Below are 25,188 nucleotides of genomic sequence, written 5' to 3'. Positions count from 1 at the left end.
ACCCGATCGTGATGAACGGTGGTGCGAAGGGATCCGGGCTGCCTTTGTCGGCAACGGGTGGCATGCCCGTGCCAAGCGGTGGTCAATCGGCGGGGGAGGACCGGATATGCCCGCAGGCTTGATAGGGAAAGGACCGTCCGGGCGGGGCTGTCAGTGCCGGGCGGTACCGTCGGATCATGTCCCAACAGACGGGGGCCGCCCCAGGGGCGGGAGAGCGGCAACTGGCCACGCTGGAAGGCGTGCTCGAACGCATCACGTACGCGAACGAGGAGAACGGCTACACGGTCGCCCGAGTGGATACCGGCAGAGGCGCCGCCGACCTTCTCACGGTCGTCGGAGCGCTGCTCGGCGCGCAGGTGGGGGAGTCCCTGCGGATGGAGGGCCGCTGGGGCTCGCATCCCCAGTACGGCAAGCAGTTCACCGTCGAGAACTACACGACCGTCCTGCCCGCCACCGTCCAGGGCATCCGCCGCTACCTGGGATCCGGCCTGGTCAAGGGCATCGGCCCGGTCTTCGCCGACCGCATCACGCAGCATTTCGGCATGGACACCCTCACCGTCATCGAGGAGGAGCCGAAGCGGCTCATCGAGGTGCCGGGCCTCGGCCCGAAACGCACGAAGAAGATCGCCGACGCCTGGGAGGAGCAGAAGGCGATCAAGGAGGTCATGCTCTTCCTCCAGACCGTCGAGGTGTCCACGTCCATCGCCGTGCGCATCTACAAGAAGTACGGCGACGCCTCGATCTCGGTGGTGAAGAACCAGCCGTACCGCCTCGCCGCCGACGTCTGGGGCATCGGCTTCCTCACCGCGGACAAGATCGCCCAGTCCGTCGGCATCCCGCACGACAGCCCGGAGCGCGTCAAGGCGGGCCTGCAGTACGCGCTGTCCCAGGCCACCGACCAGGGCCACTGCTACCTCCCCGAGGAGCGCCTGATCGCCGACGCGGTGAAGCTGCTCCAGGTCGACACCGGCCTCGTCATCGAGTGCCTCGCCGACCTCGCGACGCCGCCGGAGGAGGGCGAGGACCCCGGGGTCGTACGCGAGAAGGTCCCGGCCGCCGACGGAGGAGACTCCGTCACGGCCGTCTACCTGGTCCCCTTCCACCGCGCCGAACTGTCCCTCGCCGCCCAGCTCTCGCGCCTGCTGCGCACCGGCGAGGACCGGATGCCGGCCTTCCGGGACGTGGCCTGGGACAAGGCGCTGACCTGGCTGAAGGCCCGTACGAAGGCCGAGCTCGCGCCCGAGCAGGAGGCCGCCGTCAAGCTGGCGTTGACCGAGAAGGTCGCCGTACTCACCGGCGGCCCCGGCTGCGGCAAGTCCTTCACCGTGCGCTCGATCGTGGAGCTGGCCCGCGCGCGGAAGGCCAAGGTCGTCCTCGCCGCCCCCACCGGCCGCGCCGCCAAACGCCTGGCCGAGCTGACCGGCGCCGAGGCCTCCACCGTCCACCGCCTGCTGGAGCTCAAGCCCGGCGGCGACGCGGCCTACGACCGTGAACGCCCGCTGGACGCCGACCTGGTCGTCGTCGACGAGGCGTCGATGCTGGACCTGCTGCTCGCCAACAAGCTGGTCAAGGCCGTACCGCCGGGCGCCCACCTGCTCTTCGTCGGGGACGTCGACCAGCTCCCCAGCGTCGGCGCGGGCGAGGTGCTGCGCGACCTGCTCGCCGCCGACAGCCCCGTCCCGGCCGTGCGCCTCACGCGCGTGTTCCGCCAGGCCCAGCAGTCGGGCGTGGTGACCAACGCGCACCGGATCAACGCCGGGCAGCACCCGCTCACCGACGGCATGAAGGACTTCTTCCTCTTCGTCGAGGACGACACGGAGGAGGCCGGCCGCCTCACGGTGGACGTGGCCGCCCGCCGCATCCCGGCCAGGTTCGGCCTCGACCCGCGCCGGGACGTGCAGGTCCTGGCCCCCATGCACCGCGGCCCGGCCGGCGCGGGCGCCCTCAACGGCCTGCTCCAGCAGGCCGTCACCCCCGGCCGCCCCGACCTCCCCGAGAAGCGGTTCGGCGGCCGGGTCTTCCGCGTCGGCGACAAGGTCACCCAGATCCGCAACAATTACGACAAGGGGAAGAACGGCGTCTTCAACGGCACCGTGGGCGTGGTCACCTCGCTCGATCCGGTCGAGCAGTGCCTCACGGTCCTGACCGACGAGGACGAGGAGGTTCCGTACGAGTTCGACGAACTGGACGAACTGGCCCACGCGTACGCGGTGACGATCCACCGTTCACAGGGGAGTGAATATCCCGCAGTGGTGATCCCCGTCACCACGGGAGCATGGATGATGCTCCAGCGGAACCTTTTGTATACGGCCGTCACCCGTGCGAAGAAGCTGGTCGTGCTCGTCGGCTCACGCAAGGCGATCGGCCAGGCGGTGCGCACGGTGTCGGCGGGCCGCCGCTGCACAGCCCTCGATTTCAGGCTCGCGCGGCAGTGAGCGACGGGTGGGGCCGGTGGGCCGGTAGGTCGGCAGGCCGGTGGACCGGTGGTTGGGCGGGCCGGTCAATGGCAGGTGACCACAAAAAATGATCGATCAAATGAGTCACAAAGGTCACAGGGGACTTCCCCCGCCGTGACGAAGGCGGCAGGATGAGCTAGTTGGCGGCACTGAGTGCCGCCAATACGCCCAATGGTCGACCCCGAGTGCACTCTCCTGCGCCAAATGGGGGATGGTAGAGACAGTCAGGGCAACCTCGAAGAAGAGGCACAACGTCGGTGAGGGATGACGTGAGCGACAACTCTGTAGTACTGCGGTTCGGCGGCGAAGAGTTCACCTACCCGGTGATCGACAGCACCGTCGGCGACAAGGGCTTCGACATCGGGAAGCTCCGCGCCCAGACCGGTCTGGTGACCCTGGACAGCGGATACGGCAACACAGCCGCCTATAAATCCGCCGTCACCTACCTGGACGGCGAGCAGGGCATCCTCCGGTACCGCGGCTACCCGATCGAGCAGCTGGCCGAGCGGTCGACCTTCCTCGAGGTCGCCTACCTGCTGATCAACGGCGAGCTGCCGACCGTCGACGAGCTCACCGTCTTCAAGAACGACATCACGCAGCACACCCTGCTGCACGAGGACGTCAAGAACTTCTACCGCGGCTTCCCGCGCGACGCGCACCCGATGGCCATGCTGTCGTCGGTCGTCTCGGCGCTGTCCACGTTCTACCAGGACAGCCACAACCCGTTCGACGAGAAGCAGCGCAACCTCTCCACGATCCGGCTGCTCGCCAAGCTTCCGACGATCGCGGCGTACGCGTACAAGAAGTCGATCGGCCACCCGTTCGTCTACCCGCGCAACGACCTCGGCTACGTCGAGAACTTCCTGCGCATGACGTTCTCGGTGCCGGCGCAGGAGTACGACCTCGACCCGGTCGTCGTCTCCGCGCTCGACAAGCTGCTGATCCTGCACGCGGACCACGAGCAGAACTGCTCCACGTCCACGGTCCGCCTGGTCGGCTCGTCGCAGGCGAACATGTTCGCGTCGATCTCGGCCGGCATCAACGCCCTGTGGGGCCCGCTGCACGGCGGCGCCAACCAGTCCGTGCTGGAGATGCTCGAGGGCATCCAGGCCAACGGCGGCGACGTCGACTCCTTCATCCGCAAGGTGAAGAACAAGGAAGAAGGCGTCCGCCTGATGGGCTTCGGCCACCGGGTGTACAAGTCCTTCGACCCGCGCGCGAAGATCATCAAGGCGGCGGCGCACGACGTCCTCTCGGCCCTCGGCAAGTCCGACGAGCTGCTGGACATCGCCCTGAAGCTGGAGGAGCACGCGCTCTCCGACGACTACTTCGTCTCGCGCAACCTCTACCCCAACGTCGACTTCTACACCGGCCTGATCTACCGGGCCATGGGCTTCCCGACCGAGATGTTCACGGTCCTCTTCGCCCTCGGCCGCCTCCCGGGCTGGATCGCCCAGTGGCACGAGATGATCAAGGAGCCGGGTTCCCGCATCGGCCGCCCCCGCCAGATCTACACCGGCGTCGTCGAGCGCGACTTCGTCCCGGTCGAGGAGCGCTGACACCTGCCGATGGGGGCGCCGCTCGGCAGGGCGCCCCGTCGCCGGGGTCGAGCCCGCTGCGGGTTCGGGGAGCTCCGTGGTCACCGTCGCCCGGGCAGGAGGCAGGACGGCTGCCTGGGCGGGGCGGAGTCTCGCGTGAGGCGTGAGATGCGCGGCCTCTCGCAGAAGCCGTAACGCATACGACGTAAGACGCACGACGTGTGGCGCATGGCGCGCGGCGCTTGGCGCAAGGCATACGGAAGGCGCCCCGGCGGCGGTCCCCCCACGGGCCGACGACCAGGGCGCCTTCCCATGTCCCGGTGCGGATTCCCCCCACGGGATCCGGCCGGGCGTTGTGAGGACAGCGCCTGAATTCGCTGTTCGTAACCATCTTCGGTTGTACGTGCTTCGGCTGCGCTTCGGTTCTACGTGACCATCTTCGGTTGTCGTGCCCGCGGTTGAGCAGAACGAGCAGAACTCGCCGTACTACCGCGTGTGCGATCTGCCGGGACAGCGCACGTTGGGAGGGCCGCTCAAAGCTTCCCGGTGTACTGCCCCGGCAACGCATCTCCGAGGAAGTCCCCCAAGACATTCCCCAGACGTCAGGTCACGCCCCCCAAGACGCTTCCTGACACCGTCAACTTAGACCTTCGAGCCCCTTCGATGGTTACGTTCCCATCACTGTGATCTGTGTCTCTTGCATATGTCCGTTAGATGCGCAAGAGACCGGATACGGCGATCGAGGCCCAAGCGTAAGCATGATGCGGGAGCCTTGTGAAGAGCTTATGTGAGGCTCGCGCAGGACTCCAGGGGTCTCGGACAAAGGCACGGTCTCAGTTGAAGATATGGCGGTCCTACTTGAAGGTCCGCAGCCGCAGGCTGTTGGTCACGACGAAAACCGACGAGAACGCCATCGCCGCGCCCGCGATCATCGGGTTCAGCAGTCCGGCCGCGGCCAGCGGCAACGCGGCCACGTTGTAGCCGAACGCCCACACCAGGTTCCCCTTGATCGTCGCCAGCGTCCGCCGGGACAGCCGGATCGCGTCCGCGGCCACCCGCAGATCCCCGCGCACCAGCGTCAGGTCGCTCGCCTCGATCGCCGCGTCCGTCCCCGTCCCCATGGCCAGCCCCAGATCGGCCGTGGCGAGCGCCGCCGCGTCGTTGACCCCGTCCCCGACCATCGCGACGACCCGCCCCTCGCCCTGCAGCTCCCGCACGACGGCGACCTTGTCCTCGGGCAGCACCTCGGCGATCACCCGGTCGATCCCCACGGCCCGCGCGACCGCCTCCGCGACCGCCCGGTTGTCCCCGGTCAGCAGCACCGGCGTGAGCCCCAGCGCGCGCAGCTCCCGCACCGCCTCCGCGCTGGTCTCCTTCACCGCGTCGGCGACCGCGAGCACTCCGCGCGCCACTCCGTCCCACCCGACGAGGACGGCCGTACGACCGCCCCGCTCGGCCTCGTCCTTGGCCCGCGCCAACGCGTCCGGGACCGTCTCGAAGAGACGGCCCACGGCCACCTCGCGCCCCGCCACGCGCCCCCGCACGCCCCGCCCGGGCACGTTCTCGAACCGCTCGGCGACCGGCAGCTCCCCGACCCGCTCCTCGGCGCCCGCCGCCACCGCCCGCGCGACCGGGTGCTCGGAGGCGTGCTCCAGGCCGCCCGCGAGCCGCAGCAGCTCCCGCTCGTCGGTCCCGTCGACGACGTGGACGTCCTGGAGCGTCATACGTCCCGTGGTGACGGTCCCGGTCTTGTCGAGGACGACGGTGTCGACGCGGCGCGTGGACTCCAGCACCTCGGGGCCCTTGATGAGGATGCCGAGCTGCGCGCCGCGCCCGGTGCCGACCATGAGCGCGGTGGGCGTGGCGAGCCCGAGCGCGCACGGGCAGGCGATGATCAGGACCGCGACGGCCGCCGTGAACGCGGCGACCGTGTCACCCGTCACGCCGAGCCAGCCGCCGAAGGTGGCGAGCGCGATCAGCAGCACCACCGGCACGAAGATCCCGGAGATCCGGTCGGCCAGCCGCTGCACCTCCGCCTTGCCGGTCTGCGCCTCCTCGACCAGCCGCGCCATCCGCGCGAGCCGCGTGTCCGCGCCGATCCGGGTGGCCTCGACGACCAGCCGGCCACCCGCGTTCACGGTCGCCCCGGTGACGGCGTCGCCCGGCCCGACGTCCGCCGGCACCGACTCGCCGGTCAGCATCGAGGCGTCCACGGCGGACGTACCCTCCACGACCGTCCCGTCGGTGGCGATCTCCTCCCCGGGCCGTACGACGAACCGGTCCCCGACCGCCAGCCGGTCGACGGGAACCCGCACTTCCTTCCCGCCCCGCAGGACGGCGACGTCCTTCGCGCCCAGCTCCATCAGCGCCCGCAGGGCCGCGCCCGCGCGCCGCTTGGAGCGGGCCTCCAGGTAGCGGCCGAGCAGGATGAACGCGGTGACGCCGGCGGCGACCTCCAGATAGATCGTCGAGGCGCCGTCCGTGCGGGAGACGGTGAGTTCGAAGGGGTGCCGCATGCCGGGCATGCCCGCGTCGCCGAAGAACAGCGCCCACAGCGACCAGCCGAGCGCGGCCAGCGTGCCGACGGAGACCAGCGTGTCCATGGTGGCCGCGCCGTGCCGCAGGTTCGTCCACGCGGCCCGGTGCAGCGGGCCGCCGCCCCAGACGACCACGGGCGCGGCGAGCGTCAGCGAGAGCCACTGCCAGTTGTCGAACTGCAGCGACGGGACCATCGCGAGCAGTACGACGGGCGCGGCGAGCAGCACGGACACGAGCAGCCGGTGCCGCAGGCTCGCCAGCTCGGGATCCCGGGAGCCGTGCTCCTCCTGGACCTGCTCCGGCACGGCCACGGGCGCGGGTTCCTCGGCCGTGTACCCGGTCTTCACCACGACCGCGATCAGGTCGGCGACCTCGACGCCGGCCGGATAGCTGACCTTCGCCTTCTCCGTCGCGTAGTTGACCGTCGCGGTGACGCCGTCCACGCGGTTGAGCTTCTTCTCGACGCGGGCCGCGCAGGAGGCGCAGGTCATCCCGCCGATGAGCAGTTCGACCTCGGACCCGGAGGCCGGGGAGGCTATCGGTGTCTCAGCGGTCGCGGTGCTGGTCATGTCCGTACTCCAGGAAGCGGGCCGGACCGTACGGAACCAGTATCAGCTGGTCGGTACGCCCGGTGGGTGGAGGAAGGGGAGTGCTGGGGGTGCTGGGGGTGCTGGAGGGTGCTGGAGGGTGCCTCAGGCCGGGCCGACGAGCTCGAAACCGGCCTCGTCGACGGCGGCGCGGACGGCCGCGTCGTCGAGCGGGCCCGTGGAGACGACCGTGACCTCACCGGTCGAGGCGACGGCCTTCACCGAGGTGACCCCGGAGAGCTCGGAGAGCTCGCCGGAGACGGCGCCCTCGCAGTGGCCGCAGCTCATGCCGCTCACCTTGTAGAGGGTGGTGACGGAGCCCGGGGTGTCGGTTTGAGCGGTCATGTCGTTCTCCTCGTGGCGGCACAGGTGGGGCGGTCGGGACCGTGAGAGGTCTCCCGTTGACTCACACTATACCCCTAGGGGGTATTTCCCAAAGAAGGGTCGACCGTGTGAGGGTCGTCCTCTTGACCGGCAGCGTGCTGATCCCGCTCCCGGCGGTGCTGCTCAACGCGCTGAGCCTGACGGCGATGTTCGGCGCGGTGGTCCGGGTCTTCCAGGACGGCCACCTCTCCGGCCTGCTCGGCTTCACGAGCCCCGGCCTTCAGAGTCCTTCAGGCCGGGCGGGATGCGGTCCTCGGCCCGGAGGCGCGAAGCGCCGGAGTTCTGTGCGTCTGCGGAGTGATGCGGCTGACGGGGAAGGCGACCTGGTGGGCACCGGGCCCGCTGAGGCACTTCCACGAACGGTTCGGCTTGAGCGAAGGTGACGACGAGCGCCCCGCGAGGGGCGCGGGGAACTACGCGACCGGCCACGATGTACCGGCAGACGGAGACGACGATGGGAGCACAGATGCGAGCGGTGGTCTTCGAGCGGTACAGCGAACCCCCTGAGGTACGGGAGGTCCCCGACCCCCGACCCGCCCCTCACGGAGTGGTCGTACGCGTGGAAGCCACCGGCCTCTGCCGCAGCGACTGGCACGGCTGGCAGGGCCACGACCCGGACATCACCCTGCCGCACGTGCCGGGGCATGAACTCGCCGGTGTCGTCGAGGCGGTCGGCGACCGGGTCACCGGCTGGCGGCCCGGCGACCGCGTCACCGTCCCCTTCGTGTGCGGCTGCGGCACCTGCCCGTCCTGCGCGGCCGGCGACCACCAGGTGTGCGAGCGGCAGACCCAGCCCGGCTTCACGCACTGGGGCTCCTTCGCCCAGTACGTGGCCCTGGACCACGCCGACGTGAACCTGATCGCGATCCCCGACGACCTGTCGTACGCCACCGCCGCTTCCCTCGGCTGCCGGTTCGCCACGGCGTTCCGGGCGGTCGTGCGGCAGGGCCGGGTCGCGGCGGGGGAGTGGGTGGCGGTGCACGGCTGCGGAGGCGTGGGCCTCTCGGCGGTGATGATCGCGGCGGCCTCGGGAGCGCGGGTGGTCGCCGTGGACGTCTCCCCGAAGGCCCTGGACCTGGCGCGGAAGTTCGGCGCGGCGGAATGCGTGGACGCGACGCGTACACCGGACACGGCGGCGGCGGTCCGTGAGCTGACCGGCGGCGGCGCGCACCTCTCCCTCGACGCCCTCGGTGCTCCCGCCACCTGCGCCGCCTCGGTGAACGGCCTGCGCCGTCGCGGCCGGCACGTCCAGGTCGGCCTGCTCCCCTCGGCGGACGGCACGACCCCCGTCCCGCTGGCCCGCGCCATCGCCCTGGAACTGGAGATCCTGGGCAGCCACGGCATGGCCGCGCACGCCTACCCGCAGATGCTGGAGCTGGTCCGGACGGGGGTGCTGCGCCCCGACCTCCTGGTGACGTCGACGATCACCCTGGACGCCGCCCCACAGGCACTGGCGGCACTGGGGACGGCGCCGGGCGCGGGAGTGACGGTCATCGAGCCGTGGAGCTGAGGGAGCTGAGGGAGTTGAGAAAACGGGGGAGCTGAGGGAGGGCCCGCCGGCCGGGGGAGCCCTCCCGGTGGGGATCAGTCGAACCGGCGGCCCCGGTTGCCCGGTCGGGAGGCGACCCAGGCGTGGACGGTGTCGGCGTACCAGAAGGGCTTGCCGCCCTCGACGTGGTCGGGCGCCGGCAGCAGTCCGTGCTTGCGGTAGGACCGTACGGTGTCCGGCTGCACCTTGATGTGAGCCGCGATCTCCTTGTAGGACCAGAGCCTTCGGTCGGTCATGAGCTGCACCTCCCTGCGTACGCGGGGGCGGCGGCCGGGAGGCCGCCCGGGGGAGCCCGGCGCACGCTGGCGATCACCAAGCCAGTGCCCCGTGAACGACGCTCGGTGACTGCCGGGAAGCGGCTGTTGACCGCGTGTGACGCAAGACCCGCGTACACGCGACATGTGTGACACGAAGGAGTCTTTTGTGACACGAACGCCGCAAAGGCGCACGCGGTACCTACGGGATGGGCGCGTCGACAAAGGCACACGGGCACCCATGCCACGAGCGGCAACCGCAGTCCCCCAAGGGGCGCGGGGCTGTGCCGATCTGCGGCTCCGCCGCGTGGGCGCGACAAGCCACAAAAAACCCGCACGCGCCCACTCGGCGAAACCCGGCACCCCGATAGGCGCCCGTTTATGCCCCGCACGATCGAAGAAACGCCCGCGTGCGCTGTGCGATCGGCAGCGGAGCGCTCGGCGCGCAGGGGTACATGTCCTGCTCGACGATCGCGAACAGATCGACGTCCAGCTTCCCCGCAGCCTCCAGTACGGGCCCCAACTCCGGTACTCCCATGGGCGGTTCACACATCACGCCCTGTGCCACGGCCGGCCCGAACGGCGTCCCCTTGGCCTTCACCTCGGAGAGGATCTCGGGGTCGACCTGCTTGAGGTGCAGGTACCCGATCCGCTCCCCGTACGTCTCGATCAGCTTGACGCTGTCGCCGCCGCAGTACGCGTAGTGCCCGGTGTCCAGGCACAGCGACACCAGGTCGGAGTCCGTGCCGTCCAGGAACCGGACGACGTTCTCCTCGCTGTCGATGTGGGTGTCGGCATGCGGGTGGACGACGATCCGCAGCCCGTACCGCTCCCGCACCTCCTTGCCCAGCCGCTCGGTCAGCGAGGTGAGGCTGCGCCACTGCTCGGGCGTGAGCGTGTCCGGCTCCAGCACCTCGCCGGTCTTGTCGTCCCGCCAGAAGGACGGGATGACGACCAGATGCTTCGCGCCCATCGCCTGCGCGAGCACCGCGTTGTCCGCGACGTGCGCCCAGGTCTTCTCCCACACGGCCTCGCCGTGGTGCAGGCCGGTGAAGACCGTGCCCGCGGACACCTTCAGGCCGCGCCTGGAGGTCTCGGCGGTGAGGATTGCGGGATCGGTCGGCAGGTACCCGTAGGGGCCGAGCTCGATCCACTCGTAGCCGGACTGCGCCACCTCGTCGAGGAAGCGCTGCCAGGGGACCTGGGCGGGATCGTCCGGGAACCAGACGCCCCAGCTGTCGGGGGCCGATCCGACCCGGATGCGGGAAAGTGAGGACTGAGAGGACTCAGGTGACAACGACGTCATGGGCGCCAGGGTGCGGTCTTCGGAAGGGGGTGTCAAGGGTGGTCCGAATGTCTGGACAAAACATTGACAGGGCCCGCCGACCGGGGCTACAAAGCCGTGAGAGCCGATAACGGCGACGTGCGCCGAGGCACGCCACGAGCGGCGCCGCGCGCCGCGGGCCACGAGCCGACACGACCGGGTGCGACACGGGTACGGCATGGGATACGACACGAGGACGAGCCGGTACGAAGGGAACTCGATGGGGTACGACCTGATCACCATGGGGCGGATAGGCGTGGACCTCTACCCGCTGCAGACGGGTGTCCCACTCCCGCAGGTCACGTCCTTCGGGAAGTTCCTGGGCGGATCGGCGACCAACGTCGCAGTGGCCGCCGCCCGGCTCGGCAGGGAGACGGCCGTGATCTCCCGCACCGGCGACGACCCCTTCGGCGCCTACCTGCACGAGGCCCTGCGCGGCTTCGGCGTGGACGACCGCTGGGTCACGCCCGTGCCCGGCCTGCCGACGCCCGTCACCTTCTGCGAGGTCTTCCCGCCGGACGACTTCCCGCTGTACTTCTACCGGCAGCCAAAGGCCCCGGACCTGGAGATCGACGCCCAGGAGCTCGACCTCGACGCCGTCCGCGAGGCCCGCGTCTTCTGGGTCACCGGCACCGGCCTCAGCGAGGAGCCCAGCCGTACGGCGACCCTCGCCGCCCTCGCCCACCGGGCCAAGGCCGGCACCACGGTCTTCGACCTCGACTGGCGCCCGATGTTCTGGAAGCACCCGTCCGGGGGTGACCCGGCCGCGGTCGCCCGCCCCTTCTACGAGGAGGCCCTCCGCCACACCACCGTCGCCGTCGGCAACCTCGACGAGGTGGAGGTGGCCACCGGCGTGCGCGAGCCGCGGGCGGCGGCGCAGGCGCTGCTGGACGCCGGCGTCGAGCTCGCCGTCGTCAAACAGGGCCCCAAGGGCGTCCTGGCCGTCAACCGCGAGGGCGAGACCGCCGAGGTCCCGCCGCTGCCGGTGAACGTCCTCAACGGCCTCGGCGCCGGTGACGCCTTCGGCGGCTCCCTCTGCCACGGCCTGCTCGCGGGCTGGGACCTGGAGAAGATCATGCGTCACGCCAACGCCGCCGGCGCGATCGTCGCCTCCCGTCTGGAGTGCTCCTCCGCGATGCCGACGCCGGACGAAGTGGAAGCCGCGATCGAGGCAGGAGCCGTACTGTGACGAACGTCGACGTCTCCGAACTCGTCCGGCTGCGCGCGCAGCACCCCGAGGCGATCGCCGAGGCGGCCGCCCGCCGCCTCCGCAGGCCGCTCATCCAGGACTCCGGCCGTCTGATGATCGTCGCCGCCGACCACACGGCGCGTGGCGCGCTCGGCGTCGGCGGTAACGGGCTGGCCATGGCCAACCGCGCCGACCTGCTGGAACGCCTGGTGCTGGCACTGTCCCGCCCCGGTGTGGACGGTGTCCTCGCGACCGCCGACATCCTGGACGACCTGCTCCTCCTCGGCGCGCTCGACGGCAAGGTCGTCATGGGCTCGCTGAACCGGGGCGGCCTCCAGGGCTCCGTCTTCGAGCTCGACGACCGCTTCACCGGTCACCGCCCCGAGGACATCCAGCGCCTGAACTTCGACGCGGGCAAGCTGCTCCTGCGCCTCGACTACGACGACCCGGGCTCCCTCACCACCCTGGAGAGCACCGCCCGCGCCGTCGACGACATGGCCGCCCGCAAGCTGCCCCTCTTCGTCGAGCCGTTCATCAGCCGGCGCACCCCCGAGGGCAAGGTGGTGAACGACCTCTCCGCCGAGGCCGTCATCAAGTCGATCGCCATCTCCTCGGGCCTGGGCGGCACCTCGGCCTACACCTGGCTGAAGCTCCCCGTCACCGAGAACCCCGACGACATGGCCGAGGTCATGGAGGCGTCCACGCTCCCCGCCGTCCTGCTGGGCGGCGAGGTCGGCGACGATCAGGACGGCGCGTACGAGAAGTGGCGCAGCGCGCTGCGCCTGCCCACCGTGCGGGGCCTGGTGGTCGGCCGCTCGCTGCTGTACCCGGCCGGCGGGGACGTCGTCGCCGCCGTGGACACCGCCGTAGGACTGCTGTGAGGGCCGCCGTATGACGAACACGAAGGACCTGTACATCCCGCGCGGCGCCACCGCCGACGGGGACCACGTCCTGGACATCGATCCGGAGCGGGCCGGCTGGACCCACAGCAGTCTGCGGATCGTCGAGCTGGCGCCGGGCGGCACCCACACCTTCGCCACCGGTGACAGTGAGTGGATCGTCCTTCCGCTCGAAGGTGGCTGTATCGTACAAACAGATGGAGAAGAGTTCCAACTCCTGGGCAGGGAAACGGTGTTCGCGTCGGTCTCCGACTTCGCGTACGTTCCCCGGGACGCCCGGGCCACGATCGCCTCCGGCGCGGGAGGCCGCTTCGCCCTGGCAGGAGCGAAGTGCGAGCGACAACTCCCCGCCCGCTACGGCCCCGCGCCGGAGGTCCCCGTCGAAGAGCGCGGCAGCGGCGCCTGCACCCGCCTGGTGCGCAACTTCGCCTCCGCCTCCGCCTTCGAGTGCGACAAGCTGATCGCCGTCGAGGTGATCACCCCCGGCGGCAACTGGTCCTCGTACCCGCCGCACAAGCACGACGAGAACCGGCCGGGCGAGGAGGCCGAGCTCGAGGAGATCTACTACTTCGAGATCGACGGCCCGAACGGTTTCGGCTACCAGCGGGTGTCCCCGTCGCGCGAGGGCGGCTCCGAGGTCCTCGCCGAGGTCCGCTCCGGCGACGCCGTCCTCGTCCCGGACGGCTGGCACGGTCCGTCGATCGCCCAGCCCGGGCACGCGATGTACTACCTGAACGTCATGGCCGGGCCGGGCGAGAAGCGGGAGTGGCGGATCTGCTTCCACCCGGACCACTCGGAGGGTTACCGATGACGGTGCGGACCTCGACGACGCGGCTCACGGTGGCCCAGGCGCTCGTGCGGTTCCTCGCCGCCCAGTACACCGAGCGCGACGGTGTCCGGCAGCGGCTGATCGGCGCGACCTGGGGCATCTTCGGCCACGGCAATGTGGCCGGCCTCGGCCAGGCGCTCATCGAGGCCCGCGACGTGATGCCGTTCCACCAGGGCCGCAACGAGCAGTCGATGGTGCACGCGGCCGTCGGGTACGCCCGCCAGTCGGGCCGCCTCTCCACCCACGCGGTGACGACCTCCATCGGCCCCGGCGCGACCAACCTGGTCACCGGCGCCGCCCTCGCCACCGTCAACCACCTCCCGGTCCTCCTCCTCCCGGGTGACGTCTTCGCGACCCGCGTCGCCGACCCGGTCCTCCAGCAGCTCGAAGTGCCGTACGCGGGCGACGTCTCGGTCAACGACACCCTGCGCCCGGTGTCGAAGTACTTCGACCGCGTCACCCGCCCCGAGGCCCTCATCCCGGCCGCCCTCCAGGCCATGCGCGTCCTCACCGACCCCGTCGACACGGGCGCGGTCACCCTCGCGATGCCCCAGGACGTCCAGGCCGAGGCCCACGACTGGCCCGACGAGTTCTTCGCCGAGCGCACCTGGGTCGTACGACGCCCCGGAGCCGACCCCACCGAACTCGCCGAGGCGGTCACCGCCGTCCGCGCCGCCAGGCGCCCCCTCCTCATCGCCGGCGGCGGAGTCCACCACAGCCGCGCCGAGGAGGCCCTCGCCGAGTTCGCCGAGGCCACCGGCATCCCGGTCGGCTCCACCCAGGCAGGCAAGGGCTCGCTGCGCTACGACCACCCCCAGGACGTCGGCGGCGTCGGCCACACCGGCACCGCCACCGCCGACGAACTCGCCCGCACGGCCGACCTGGTCATCGGCGTCGGCACGCGGTACACCGACTTCACCACCGCCTCCCACACCCTCTTCACCGGCGACGGCGTCCGCTTCCTCAACCTCAACATCGCCCCCTACGACGGCCACAAGCTCGCCGGCCTCCCGCTCGTCGCGGACGCCCGCAGCGCCCTGACGGAGCTGACCCAGGCCCTGGGCCTGCACGGCCACCGGGTCGCGGACGCGTACGTCACCGAGTACTCCGAGGACAAGGAGCGCTGGGAGCAGCGCGTCGACGCCTGCTACGAGGCGGACGAACCCGACGTCCGCCCCACCCAGTCCCAGGTGCTCGGCGCGCTCGACGCCCTGGCCGACGAGTCGGACGTGATCATCAACGCGGCCGGTTCGCTCCCCGGCGACCTGCACAGACTCTGGCGGGCGCGCTCCCGGGACCAGTACCACCTGGAGTACGGCTACTCCTGCATGGGGTACGAGATCCCGGCCGCGATCGGCGTGAAGCTGGCCGCCCCCGAACGCAACGTCTGGGCGCTGGTCGGCGACGGCACGTACCTGATGATGCCGACGGAGATCGTGACGGCCGTGCAGGAGGGGATCGCGATCAAGATCCTGCTCGTGCAGAACCACGGCTACGCCTCGATCGGCGGTCTGTCGGAGAGGGTGGGCGGCGAGCGGTTCGGCACCGCGTACCGCTTCACCTCGGCGGACGGCACCTTCACCGGGGCCCCGCTGCCCGTCGACCTGGCCGCCAACGTGGCCAGCCTGGGCATGCGGGTGCTGCGCGCGAAGACCGTCTGCGAACTGCGCGAGGCCCTGGCCGAGGCGCGCCGCGCCGACACTCCCACTTGTGTCTACGTGGAGACCGAAACAGCCGACACTGTGTCGGGGCCGCCGCCCGCGCAGGCCTGGTGGGATGTACCTGTGGCCGAGACCGCGACCCGACCGTCCGCGGTCAGGGCACGCGAGCTGTACGAACGGCACGTCTCCACCCGACGCCACCATCTGTGAAGGAGTACTGGGCCATGACGAAGATCCTCAACCACTGGATCGGCGGCAAGTCCGTCGAAGGCGCGTCGGGTACCTACGGACCCGTCACCGACCCGGCGACCGGCGCGGTCACCACGAAGGTCCCGTTCGCGACCGTCGACGAGGTCGACGCGGCCGTCGCCGCGGCCAAGGGCGCGTACGCGAGCTGGGGCACCACCTCGCTCGCCAGGCGCAGCACCATCCTGTTCAAGTTCCGGGCGCTGCTCGACGCGAACCGGGACGCGATCGCGGAGCTGATCACCGCCGAGCACGGCAAGGTGCACAGCGACGCGCTGGGCGAGGTCGCGCGCGGCCTGGAGATCGTCGACCTGGCGTGCGGGATCACCGTGCAGCTGAAGGGCGAGCTGTCGACCGAGGTCGCCAGCCGCGTGGACGTCTCGTCCATCCGCCAGCCGCTGGGCGTCGTCGCGGGCATCACGCCGTTCAACTTCCCGGCGATGGTCCCGATGTGGATGTTCCCGATGGCCATCGCGTGCGGCAACACGTTCGTGCTGAAGCCGTCCGAGAAGGACCCGTCGGCGTCGCTCAAGATCGCCGAACTGCTCGCGGAGGCGGGCCTTCCCGACGGCGTGTTCAACATCGTCCACGGCGACAAGGTGGCGGTGGACCGCCTCCTCGACCACCCGGACGTCAAGGCGGTCTCCTTCGTCGGCTCGACCCCGATCGCCCGCCACATCCACACCACCGCCTCCGCGAACCACAAGCGCGTCCAGGCCCTGGGCGGCGCGAAGAACCACATGCTGGTCCTCCCGGACGCCGACCTGGACGCGGCGGCCGACGCCGCCGTGTCCGCCGCCTACGGCTCGGCGGGCGAACGCTGCATGGCGATCTCCGCGGTCGTCGCCGTCGGCGCGATCGGCGACGAACTGGTGCAGAAGATCCGCGAACGCGCCGAAAAGATCAAGATCGGCCCCGGCAACGACCCCACGAGCGAGATGGGCCCGCTGATCACCGCCGTCCACCGCGACAAGGTGGCGTCGTACGTCACGGGCGCGGCGGCCGAGGGCGCGGAGGTCGTCCTCGACGGCACCGGCTACACGGTCGACGGCTTCGAGGACGGCCACTGGATCGGCATCTCGCTCCTCGACAAGGTGCCCACGACCGCGAAGGCCTACCAGGAGGAGATCTTCGGCCCGGTCCTGTGCGTCCTGCGCGTCGAGTCGTACGACGACGGCGTGGCGCTGATCAACAGCTCGCCCTTCGGCAACGGCACCGCGATCTTCACCCGGGACGGCGGCGCGGCCCGCCGCTTCCAACTGGAGATCGAGGCCGGCATGGTCGGCGTGAACGTCCCGATCCCGGTCCCCGTCGGCTACCACAGCTTCGGCGGCTGGAAGGACTCCCTCTTCGGCGACCACCACGTCTACGGCAACGACGGCACCCACTTCTACACCCGGGGCAAGGTCGTCACCACCCGCTGGCCCGACCCGGCCGACGGCCCCGGCGGCGTCGACCTGGGCTTCCCGCGCAACCACTGAGCACGCGCCTTCACCGGGGGCGTACCGCGGCTGGTGTACGACGACACCGGCCCGTACGCCCCGGGGAGGTCCCGGAGTTCGGCCTCCGGTGACACGTCTCCGACAGGTTGACCCCGTACGGTTGAAGCATGGATCTTCGACTGTCCGGGCTGCGAGGGCTACGGCGGCCGCGGCGGCTCCTCTCCGCCGCAGCCGCAGCCGCCGTCGTCGTACTCGCCGGTGCCGGTACCTGGACGGCCGTCGCCTCCGACGACGGCACGCCCGCGGTGCGGAGCACCGACCGGGTCATGGCCGTGGACGGGGTGAAGCTGGACACGTCCTTCTTCACCTCCGGCTCCGCCGGCCGCCGCCCCGCCGTTCTCCTCGGGCACGGCTTCGGCGGCAGCAAGGACGACGTCCGGCAGCAGGCCGAGAACCTCGCCCGGGACGGCTACGCGGTGCTGACCTGGTCGGCGCGCGGCTTCGGCGAGTCCACCGGCAGGATCGGGCTGAACGACCCGAAGGGCGAGGTCGCCGACGTCTCGAAGCTGATCGACTGGCTGGCGAAGCAGCCGCAGGTCCAGCTCGACAAGACCGGCGACCCGCGCGTGGGCGTGGCCGGAGCCTCCTACGGCGGCGCGGTCTCCCTGCTCGCCGCCGGCCACGACGACCGGGTCGACGCCATCGCCCCCGCGATCACCTACTGGAACCTCGCGGACGCCCTGTTCCCCGACGGCGTCTTCAAGAAGCTGTGGTCCGGCATCTTCTTCAACACCGGTGGCGGCGCCGCCCACTTCGAACCCGCGCTGGCCGCGATGTACGAGCGCGTCGCCGAGTCCGGCACCCCCGACGCCGCCGCCCGCGCGCTCCTCGAAGCGCGCTCGCCGTCCGCCGTCGCCGCCCGCATCAAGGTCCCCACCCTCCTGATCCAGGGCCAGACCGACTCCCTCTTCACCCTCGCCCAGTCCGACGCCGCCGAGAAGGCGATCCGCGCGAACGGCGCGCCCGTCGACGTCGACTGGATCGCGGGCGGCCACGACGGCGGCGACCTGGAGACCGCGCGCGTGCAGACCCGGGTGCGGTCCTGGTTCGACCGCTACCTCAAGGACGACAAGTCCGCCGACACCGGCCCCGCCTTCCGCGTCACCCGCACCGGCGGCGTCGACTCCACCGACGGCGCCGCCCGGCTCCGGGGCGCGAGCGCGGACAGCTACCCCGGCCTGGAGAGCGGCGAGCGCGCGTTCGCGCTGACCGGCCGCCGCGAGGAGCAGTCCTTCGCCAACCCGGCCGGCGCCAGCCCGCCCGCCGTCTCCGCCCTGCCCGGCCTCGGCGGCGGCGGCCTCTCCCAGCTCTCCGCCCTCGGCGTCGGCGTCTCCCTCGACTTCCCCGGCCAGTACGCCGCGTTCGAATCCGCGCCGGTCACCGACGACCTGCGCGTCACCGGCTCCCCGACGGTCACCGTCCACGTGAAATCGACGTCCGACACGGCCGTCCTCTTCGCCAAGGTCTACGACGTCGGCGCCGACGGCGCCCGGCAGGTGCTGCCCTCCCAGCTCGTCGCCCCGGTCCGCGTCGAGGGCGCCAAGGCGGGCAAGGACGTCCCGATCACGCTCCCGGCGATCGACCACAAGGTCGACGACGGCCACCGCCTGCGCCTGGTCCTCGCCTCCACCGACCTCGGCTACGCCTCCCCGCTGACCCCGGCGACGTACACCGTCTCCGTGAAGGGCGACCTCGAGGTCCCCACCGCCCCCGCCGTGACGACAGCGGCGGCCCAGCTCCCGTCCTGGGTCTGGTGGCTGCCCCTCACCGGCGCGGCGATCGCGCTCGCCCTGCTCCTGACGGCCCGCCGCCGCACCGCCACCCCCGCCCCCGACCCGGAGCTGGCCGGCGTCCCGCTCCAGATCACCGACCTGAGCAAGAAGTACGCGAACGGCGACCGCTACAGCGTCCGCGACCTCTCCTTCCGCGTCGAGCAGGGCCAGGTCCTCGGCCTCCTCGGCCCGAACGGCGCGGGCAAGACGACCACCCTGCGCATGCTGATGGGCCTGATCAGGCCCGACGCCGGCGAGATCCACGTCTTCGGCCACGCCATCCGCCCCGGCGCCCCCGTCCTCTCCCGCGTCGGCTCCTTCGTCGAGGGCGCCGGCTTCCTCCCGCACCTGTCCGGCCGGGAGAACCTGGAGCTGTACTGGCAGGCCACCGGCCGCCCGGCCGCCGACGCCCACCTCGCGGAGGCCCTGGAGATCGCCGGCCTCGGCGACGCCCTCGCCCGCGCGGTACGCACCTACTCCCAGGGCATGCGCCAGCGCCTGGCCATCGCCCAGGCCATGCTGGGCCTCCCGGACCTGCTCATCCTCGACGAGCCGACCAACGGCCTCGACCCGCCGCAGATCCGCGAGATGCGCGAGGTGATGATCCGCTACGCGGCCGCCGGCCGCACGGTGATCGTCTCCAGCCACCTCCTGACCGAGGTCGAGCAGACCTGCACGCACCTCGTCGTCATGGACCGCGGAAAGCTCGTCCAGGCCGGCCCGGTCGCCGAGATCGTCGGCTCCGGCGACACCCTCCTCGTCGGCACCGCCGCCCCCGTGGACGAGCCGCTCGCCGAGAAGATCGCCGCCCTGCCCGGCGTGGCCTCCGCGGTCCCCGCCGACGACGGCCTGCTGATCCGCCTGGACACCGGCGGCACCGCCCAGCACCTGGTCGCCGAACTCGTCCGGCTCGACGTGCCCGTGACGTCGGTCGGCCCGCACCGCCGCCTGGAGGACGCCTTCCTCACCCTGATCGGAGGTTCCGCATGAGCACGCTCACCGAGGTCGCCTCCGGCTACCAGGCGGGCCGCACGCTGCCGCTGCGCGTCGAACTGGTCCGCCAGCTCAAGCGCCGCCGCACGCTGATCATGGGCGGCATCCTCGCCGCCCTCCCGTTCGTCCTGCTCATCGCCTTCGCGATCGGCGGCGAGCCCGGCGGCCGCAACGACCGGGTGACCCTGATGGACACGGCGACCGCGTCCGGCGCCAACTTCGCCGCCGTCAACCTGTTCGTGTCGGCCGGCTTCCTCCTCGTCATCCCGGTCGCCCTGTTCTGCGGCGACACGGTCGCCTCGGAGGCCGGCTGGTCCTCCCTGCGCTACCTCCTCGCCGCACCCGTGCCCCGGGCCCGCCTGCTGTGGTCCAAGCTCGTCGTCGGCCTCGGCCTCAGCCTCGCCGCGATGGTCCTGCTCCCGGTCGTCGCCCTCGCCGTCGGCACGGCGGCCTACGGCTGGGGCCCGCTGGAACTCCCCACGGGCGGCGCCCTCGCCCCGGGCACGGCGGCCGGGCGCCTCGTGATCGTCGTCGGGTACGTCTTCGTCTCCCAACTGGTCACCGCGGGGCTGGCGTTCTGGCTCTCGACGAAGACCGACGCCCCGCTCGGCGCGGTCGGCGGCGCGGTCGGCCTGACCATCGTCGGCAACGTCCTCGACGCCGTCACCGCTCTCGGCGACTGGCGCGACTTCCTGCCCGCGCACTGGCAGTTCGCCTGGGCCGACGCCGTCCAGCCCACCCCCGAGTGGTCCGGCATGATCCAGGGCACCGCCGTCTCCGTGACCTACGCCCTGATCCTGTTCGCCCTGGCCTTCCGCGGCTTCGCCCGCAAGGACGTGGTGTCGTAGGCCGCGCACGAAACGGCGGGTCACCGGAGAACCGGTGACCCGCCGTCGCGGTACGTCAGGGTGTGGCTCAGCCGTTGCCCGCGCCGTTGCCCGCCAGGACCGAGATGTCGTCCAGGATGTGCGACAGGGGCTCGTCGCCCTTGGCCTGGGTGCTGTTCTCGACACACTGCTGGTTCTGCGGGGAGGACAGGACGTTGATGTCCTGGGGGGTGACCGGGACCACGCCGAGAACCCCGCCCGCGTTCGCCTTGAGGGGCAGGCCGATGCACGGCTTGTTCAGCGAACCCTGGACCAGCGAGAACTGCGGGCTCAAGTCGCCGAAGGTGGCGGAGTTGCCGAACTCCGACGAGGCGCCGTTGCCGCTGGCGGAGGTGGTGCCGCTGTCGTCACCGATGGCGAGGGCCTGCGGGGCGCTCACACCCGCGAGACCGGCGATGGAGGCGGCGAGGGCCGCGGATGCCCACAGCTTCTTCATGTTCGTTCCCTTTCGAAATGCGGACTCCGGGGGAGGAGCTGCGTGATCATCAACGCCCCGCCCCCGCCCGGGGTTGCGTGCTGTGCCCCGATCGGCGTAGCGCATCGCGCCCGACGGCCGTGCGCCCCTCACCGGCACGCGTACGCGCTCCCGCGCACCGCGGCCGTGCTGCCGAGGACGGTCGGCGGGTCCTTCGGCAGGGACTGCGCGCCCTTCGCGACCAGCGGCCGGTCCTCGCGCACCTTCGCGAACAGCGCGTCCGCCTGCTCCCGGTCCCAGGCCAGCGCCGCGCCGATGCCCAGGTCGGGCGGGGTGAACCCGGCGATCGGCACGGTCGTGAACTCCGTCGCCGAAGCCGGCAGCCGGTGCAGCAGGGCCGCCAGCTCCGCGAGCTCGGCGACCGTGAAGCCCTGGGGGCCCGACCCGAGGAGCGTGCGCGCCAGATGCGCCGTGCGCGCCGGATCGCTGAGCAGCCTGCGCGCCTGCAACCCGCGCAACGCCTGGACGAGGAACCGCTGCTGACGCTGGATCCGGCCGAGGTCGGCACTGTCGTCGACATGCCGTGAGCGGACGTACTGCAGCGCCGGCCCGCCGCGCAGCCGGTGCTTGCCGGGCTCGAGGTCGAGCTTGGTCGCGGAGTCCCTGAGCCGCCGCGGAGTGCACACCTCGACGCCGTCGACCTCGTCCACACTGTCCATGAACCGCCGGAAGTCCACCTGGACGAACCGGTCGACGCGCACCCCGGTCATCGACTCCACGGTCCGGACGGCGAGTCCGGGGCCGCCCTCCTGGAAGGCGGCGTTGATCTTCGCCGGATGCGGCGGCCGCTTCACGCCGCTCGCCTCGTCGCGGGTCGGCGGGATCTCCGCGGCCGAGTCACGGGGCATGCCGATCACGCTGACACGGTCCCGGCGGGCCGAGAGATGGACCAGCATCAGGACGTCCGAGCAGCCGCAGGGCTGACCGCCGGCGTGGAACGCGTGCTTCTCGGCGGTGGTGATGGTGTCCCGTTCGTCGGTGCCCATCAGCAGGATGTTCATCGCGCGCGGAGCGTGCTCCCGGCCGGGAGCCGCGGAACTGCCGAGCAGCGCGCCGGTGGCGGCCAGGACGATTCCGGGAATCGCCAGGCGGCGTGGCCAAAGGTTTCTCTTCATCGTCACGCGCCGCACGCTAGAACAGCGGGCCGCCGATGATCCGGCGGCCCGCTGTCCGGGCGGAGAAACCACCCCGGGGCTCAGGAAAAGAACCCGTTCAGCGCGTCGGGTCAGTGGTTGGCCGCGCCGTTGCCCGAGAGCGCGGAGATGTCGTCCAGGATGTGCGACAGGGGCTCGTCGCCCTTGGCCTGGGTGCTGTTCTCGACACACTGCTGGTTCTGCGGGGAGGACAGGATGTTGATGTCCTGGACCGCGACCGGGACCACGCCGAGGAGCGAGCCGGGGTTGACCTTGGCGGGCAGGCCGATGCACGGCTTGTTGAGGGAGCCCTGGATGAGTGCCATCTGGGGGCTCATGTTGCCGAAGGTGGCCGAGTTGCCGAATGACTGGCTGGCACCGTTGCCGCTGGCGGAGGTGGTGCCGGAGTCGTTGCCGATGGCGAGCGCCGGGGCTGCTGCGGCGGCGGAGACACCGACGACGGAGGCGGCGACCGCGGCGGTGGCCAGAACCTTCTTGATCACTTGATAAGTCCCTTCGTGAGAAACCCCGTCCACCGGAGCGTTCTGATTAACTCCCCTCGCCCTGTTTGGTTGCTCTGCTTCACTCCGATGGCCTATTGGTGCGAACTCCCTTCGGCGGGTCGGAAAAACCGATCGGGTGAAGGGCCGCAACCAAACCCGACGCATCCGGTTGTTCGGTGGCAGGCACATGGTCCTGGCCCGGAGCCAGGACAGGGAAAGGAATAGCGAAATGCTGAAGAAGGCAATGGCCGTGGCGGCGGTCGCCGCTTCCGTCGTCGGTATGTCCGCGGCGGTCGCCCCTCAGGCGCTTGCCATCGGGGACGACGCCGGCACCACCTCCGCCAGTGGCAACGGCGCGCACGAGGCGTTCGGCAACTCGATCACCAAGGGCGACATGAGCCCGCAGGCCACGCTGGTCCAGGGCTCCCTCAACAAGCTGTGCGTCGGCCTGCCCGCCAAGGTCAACCCCGGCTCGCTCCTCGGCGTGGTCCCGGTCGCGGTCCAGGACATCAACATCCTGTCCTCCCCGCAGAACCAGCAGTGTGTCGAGAACAGCACCCAGGCCAAGGGCGACGAGCCCCTGTCGCACATCCTGGACGACATCTCGGCGCTCTCGGGCAACGGTGTGGCCAACCACTGACGTTCACCGGCATCGCCCGCCGACGGCCCGCACGCTTCCGGCGGGCGGGCCGTCGGCGGACTGGTTGGACCGGCTCGTTCACCGTTTTCCACTGACATTCTGCCAATTTTGGCTAGTTGCTCAGGCGAAGCGTTTCTTCTCCAGTGGGCCTGATGCGTCAATTATATGAAGGCGTTCGAGTGAATTCCCTGGCGACGTACGTTCCTTAGTTTCTTCGGTTGTCTATCTCTCGTTTGCAGTCTGTGAGTCATGGTGAGCCGTTCCAGTTGTGCTCGCTCGGTTTCGACCGTCATCTAGGCATGACCGCAGAGAAGGGAATGACATGAAGAAGAGCGCTGCTGTTTTCGCGGGTCTGATCCTGGCGCTGGGCGGGGCCGCCCCGGCCTTCGCCGACGCCGACGCCCACGGTGCTGCCATCGGCTCCCCGGGTTTCTTGTCGGGCAACGTGGTCCAGGCTCCGATCCACATCCCGATCAACGCGTGCGGCAACTCGATCAACATCATCGCGCTGCTGAACCCGACCGTCGGCAACGTCTGCGTCAACGACTGACGACACGTCACACCAGCCGTACGGCTGGGTCGAGGGCCGGCCTTGGACCGACTTCCCGTGGTCCAGGGCCGGCTCTTCCCACTTCTTCAAGCAGGAAGACAACGAGATTGCGACAGACCCTGAGCAGGGGAATGGTCGCGGCGGCCGCCGCGACGAGCATTCTGTCCCTGTGCGGGGGCGGTTACGCCTTCGCCGACTCGCAGGCCGACGGGGCCGCCAAGGGTTCGCCCGGAGCCCTGTCGGGCAACCAGGTCGAGGTCCCGGTACACGTACCGGTGAACGCCTGCGGCAACTCGGTCGACGTCGTCGCCGCGCTCAACCCCGCGTTCGGCAACTCCTGTGGCAACCATGCGGACACCCACAAGAACCGCTCCCACGCAAACCCGTACGGCGACGACGACTCGGGCTACGGGGACTCCGGCTACGGGGACTCCGGCTACGGGGACTCCGGGGACAGGGACTCCGGGCACAGGGGCCACGGGTACGGAGACTCCGGATACGGCGACTCCGGATACGGAGGCCACGGGTACGGAGGCCACGGGTACGGAGGCCACGGGTACGGGGACCACGGATACGGGGACCACGGTCCGGGTGACGACTGCGGGGGCTACGGCGACACGTGCGGCGGCGGGGGTCATACGACTCCGCCGCCTGGTGGCGGCCACACGACGCCTCCCCCCGGCGGTGGCCACACGACCCCGCCTCCCGGCGGTGGTCACACCACGCCTCCACCCGGGGGTGGTCACACGACTCCACCTCCCGGTGGCGGTCACGCCACGCCCCCGGGAGGTGGCGGCCACACGACCCCGCCTCCGGGTGGAGGAGGCCACACGACGCCCCCGCCTGGCGGTGGCGGCGGGAGCACTCCGCCTGGTGGGGGACACACGACGCCCCCGTCCGGTGGTGGTGGCGGTAGTACTCCGCCCGGCGGTGGTCACACGACCCCACCCCCCGGTGGCGGCGGGAGTACTCCTCCCGGTGGGGGTCACACGACCCCGCCCCCCGGTGGCGGTCACACCACCCCGCCCCGCGGTGGTGGCAGCAGCACGCCCCCTCCCGGTGGCGGTCACACCACGCCTCCCCACGGGGGTGGTCGGCATACGCCGCCGGAGTTGGCGCACACCGGTGGTGACAGTGCGGCTCTGCTGGGCGCGTCCGGGGTCAGTGCGGCGCTCATCGCGGGTGGCGCCGTGCTGTACCGGCGGGGCAGGGCGGCGTCCGGTCGGTGAACGCGGCGGGTGCCGGACGCCCTCGCGCCCGGCACCCACGCTCCGCCTCG

General features: G+C 71.1%; 20 protein-coding genes and 1 pseudogene. 14 read left to right on the top strand and 7 right to left on the bottom strand.

Annotation, left to right across the window (positions count from 1 at the left end):
- The first annotated feature begins 176 nt into the window (after nucleotides 1-176).
- Together recD2 and OG352_RS15660 are read left to right on the top strand one after the other, a co-directional pair.
- Nucleotides 177-2,435 (top strand): SF1B family DNA helicase RecD2, encoded by a 2,259-nt coding sequence (gene recD2, locus OG352_RS15665; RefSeq protein WP_329217591.1) that lies wholly within the window; start codon nucleotides 177-179, stop codon nucleotides 2,433-2,435.
- A gap of 290 nt (nucleotides 2,436-2,725) precedes the next feature.
- A complete protein-coding gene (locus OG352_RS15660) occupies nucleotides 2,726-4,015 on the top strand; it encodes a citrate synthase (protein WP_329217589.1) in 1,290 nt (429 codons plus the stop codon).
- Between the two features lie 833 nt (nucleotides 4,016-4,848).
- On the opposite strand, the gene OG352_RS15655 is transcribed toward OG352_RS15660, so the two are convergent.
- Together OG352_RS15655 and OG352_RS15650 are read right to left on the bottom strand one after the other, a co-directional pair.
- Entirely contained in the window at nucleotides 4,849-7,101 is a 2,253-nt protein-coding gene (locus OG352_RS15655; RefSeq protein WP_329217587.1) for a heavy metal translocating P-type ATPase, read from the bottom strand.
- Between the two features lie 123 nt (nucleotides 7,102-7,224).
- A complete protein-coding gene (locus OG352_RS15650; protein ID WP_329217585.1) occupies nucleotides 7,225-7,464 on the bottom strand; it encodes a heavy-metal-associated domain-containing protein in 240 nt (79 codons plus the stop codon).
- A gap of 113 nt (nucleotides 7,465-7,577) precedes the next feature.
- Here OG352_RS15650 and OG352_RS15645 point away from each other — a divergent pair.
- A pseudogene (locus OG352_RS15645) lies at nucleotides 7,578-8,010 on the top strand (hypothetical protein); the annotation flags it as partial.
- Complete coding sequence (locus OG352_RS15640; RefSeq protein WP_329223838.1) at nucleotides 7,970-9,013, top strand: zinc-dependent alcohol dehydrogenase family protein; 1,044 nt, start codon at nucleotides 7,970-7,972, stop codon at nucleotides 9,011-9,013. The pseudogene OG352_RS15645 and the gene OG352_RS15640, both read left to right, overlap by 41 nt.
- A gap of 74 nt (nucleotides 9,014-9,087) precedes the next feature.
- On the opposite strand, the gene OG352_RS15635 is transcribed toward OG352_RS15640, so the two are convergent.
- Both OG352_RS15635 and OG352_RS15630 read right to left on the bottom strand, forming a co-directional pair.
- Nucleotides 9,088-9,288 (bottom strand): helix-turn-helix transcriptional regulator, encoded by a 201-nt coding sequence (locus tag OG352_RS15635; protein ID WP_329217583.1) that lies wholly within the window; start codon nucleotides 9,286-9,288, stop codon nucleotides 9,088-9,090.
- A gap of 397 nt (nucleotides 9,289-9,685) precedes the next feature.
- Nucleotides 9,686-10,612, bottom strand: coding sequence for a sugar phosphate isomerase/epimerase family protein (locus tag OG352_RS15630; RefSeq protein WP_329217581.1), 927 nt, complete (start codon nucleotides 10,610-10,612; stop codon nucleotides 9,686-9,688).
- 238 nt (nucleotides 10,613-10,850) lie between these two features.
- Here OG352_RS15630 and iolC point away from each other — a divergent pair, with 238 nt between their 5' ends.
- The 7 genes from iolC to OG352_RS15595 all read left to right on the top strand — a co-directional run bounded on the left by iolC (nucleotide 10,851) and on the right by OG352_RS15595 (nucleotide 20,569).
- The gene (iolC, locus tag OG352_RS15625; protein ID WP_329217580.1) at nucleotides 10,851-11,819 is read left to right on the top strand and encodes a 5-dehydro-2-deoxygluconokinase; all 969 of its coding nucleotides are present in this window, start codon (nucleotides 10,851-10,853) and stop codon (nucleotides 11,817-11,819) included.
- On the top strand, nucleotides 11,816-12,700 hold the full coding sequence (locus tag OG352_RS15620) for a Cgl0159 family (beta/alpha)8-fold protein (RefSeq protein WP_329217578.1): 885 nt from the start codon (nucleotides 11,816-11,818) through the stop codon (nucleotides 12,698-12,700). The genes iolC and OG352_RS15620 overlap by 4 nt, the downstream gene beginning before the upstream one ends.
- A gap of 10 nt (nucleotides 12,701-12,710) precedes the next feature.
- Nucleotides 12,711-13,529 carry a 5-deoxy-glucuronate isomerase gene (gene iolB / locus OG352_RS15615; RefSeq protein WP_329217576.1) on the top strand — a complete coding sequence of 273 codons (819 nt, stop codon included), beginning with the start codon at nucleotides 12,711-12,713 and terminating at the stop codon, nucleotides 13,527-13,529.
- Nucleotides 13,526-15,418 (top strand): 3D-(3,5/4)-trihydroxycyclohexane-1,2-dione acylhydrolase (decyclizing), encoded by a 1,893-nt coding sequence (gene iolD / locus OG352_RS15610; RefSeq protein WP_329217574.1) that lies wholly within the window; start codon nucleotides 13,526-13,528, stop codon nucleotides 15,416-15,418. Before iolB ends, iolD begins: the two co-directional genes overlap by 4 nt.
- Before the next feature lie 14 nt (nucleotides 15,419-15,432).
- Entirely contained in the window at nucleotides 15,433-16,935 is a 1,503-nt protein-coding gene (gene mmsA, locus OG352_RS15605; RefSeq protein ID WP_329217572.1) for a CoA-acylating methylmalonate-semialdehyde dehydrogenase, read from the top strand.
- Nucleotides 16,936-17,063: 128 nt separating this feature from the next.
- A complete protein-coding gene (locus OG352_RS15600; RefSeq protein ID WP_329217570.1) occupies nucleotides 17,064-19,718 on the top strand; it encodes a CocE/NonD family hydrolase in 2,655 nt (884 codons plus the stop codon).
- A complete protein-coding gene (locus tag OG352_RS15595) occupies nucleotides 19,715-20,569 on the top strand; it encodes an ABC transporter permease (RefSeq protein ID WP_329217569.1) in 855 nt (284 codons plus the stop codon). Before OG352_RS15600 ends, OG352_RS15595 begins: the two co-directional genes overlap by 4 nt.
- Nucleotides 20,570-20,636: 67 nt before the next feature.
- Here OG352_RS15595 and OG352_RS15590 read toward each other — a convergent pair whose 3' ends face one another.
- The 3 genes from OG352_RS15590 to OG352_RS15580 form a co-directional block, all read right to left on the bottom strand.
- A complete protein-coding gene (locus tag OG352_RS15590) occupies nucleotides 20,637-21,044 on the bottom strand; it encodes a rodlin (protein ID WP_329217567.1) in 408 nt (135 codons plus the stop codon).
- 128 nt (nucleotides 21,045-21,172) lie between these two features.
- On the bottom strand, nucleotides 21,173-22,198 hold the full coding sequence (locus OG352_RS15585; protein WP_329223837.1) for an LCP family protein: 1,026 nt from the start codon (nucleotides 22,196-22,198) through the stop codon (nucleotides 21,173-21,175).
- Nucleotides 22,199-22,308: 110 nt separating this feature from the next.
- Nucleotides 22,309-22,719, bottom strand: coding sequence for a rodlin (locus OG352_RS15580; RefSeq protein ID WP_329217566.1), 411 nt, complete (start codon nucleotides 22,717-22,719; stop codon nucleotides 22,309-22,311).
- Between the two features lie 229 nt (nucleotides 22,720-22,948).
- On the opposite strand from OG352_RS15580, the gene OG352_RS15575 reads away from it, so the two are divergent.
- The 3 genes from OG352_RS15575 (at nucleotide 22,949) to OG352_RS15565 (ending at nucleotide 25,138) form a co-directional block, all read left to right on the top strand.
- The gene (locus tag OG352_RS15575) at nucleotides 22,949-23,359 is read left to right on the top strand and encodes a rodlin (RefSeq protein WP_329217564.1); all 411 of its coding nucleotides are present in this window, start codon (nucleotides 22,949-22,951) and stop codon (nucleotides 23,357-23,359) included.
- A 322-nt stretch (nucleotides 23,360-23,681) separates the two neighbouring features.
- The gene (locus OG352_RS15570; RefSeq protein WP_329217563.1) at nucleotides 23,682-23,909 is read left to right on the top strand and encodes a chaplin; all 228 of its coding nucleotides are present in this window, start codon (nucleotides 23,682-23,684) and stop codon (nucleotides 23,907-23,909) included.
- 131 nt (nucleotides 23,910-24,040) lie between these two features.
- Complete coding sequence (locus OG352_RS15565) at nucleotides 24,041-25,138, top strand: chaplin family protein (RefSeq protein WP_329223836.1); 1,098 nt, start codon at nucleotides 24,041-24,043, stop codon at nucleotides 25,136-25,138.
- The last annotated feature ends 50 nt before the right edge of the window (nucleotides 25,139-25,188 follow it).

Source organism: Streptomyces sp. NBC_01485, assembly GCF_036227125.1.
In the GTDB taxonomy this organism is placed as follows: Bacteria; Actinomycetota; Actinomycetes; order Streptomycetales; family Streptomycetaceae; genus Streptomyces.
The sequence above is the reverse complement of the archived record's forward strand: the minus strand, read 5'-3'. Positions and strand labels throughout refer to the sequence as shown.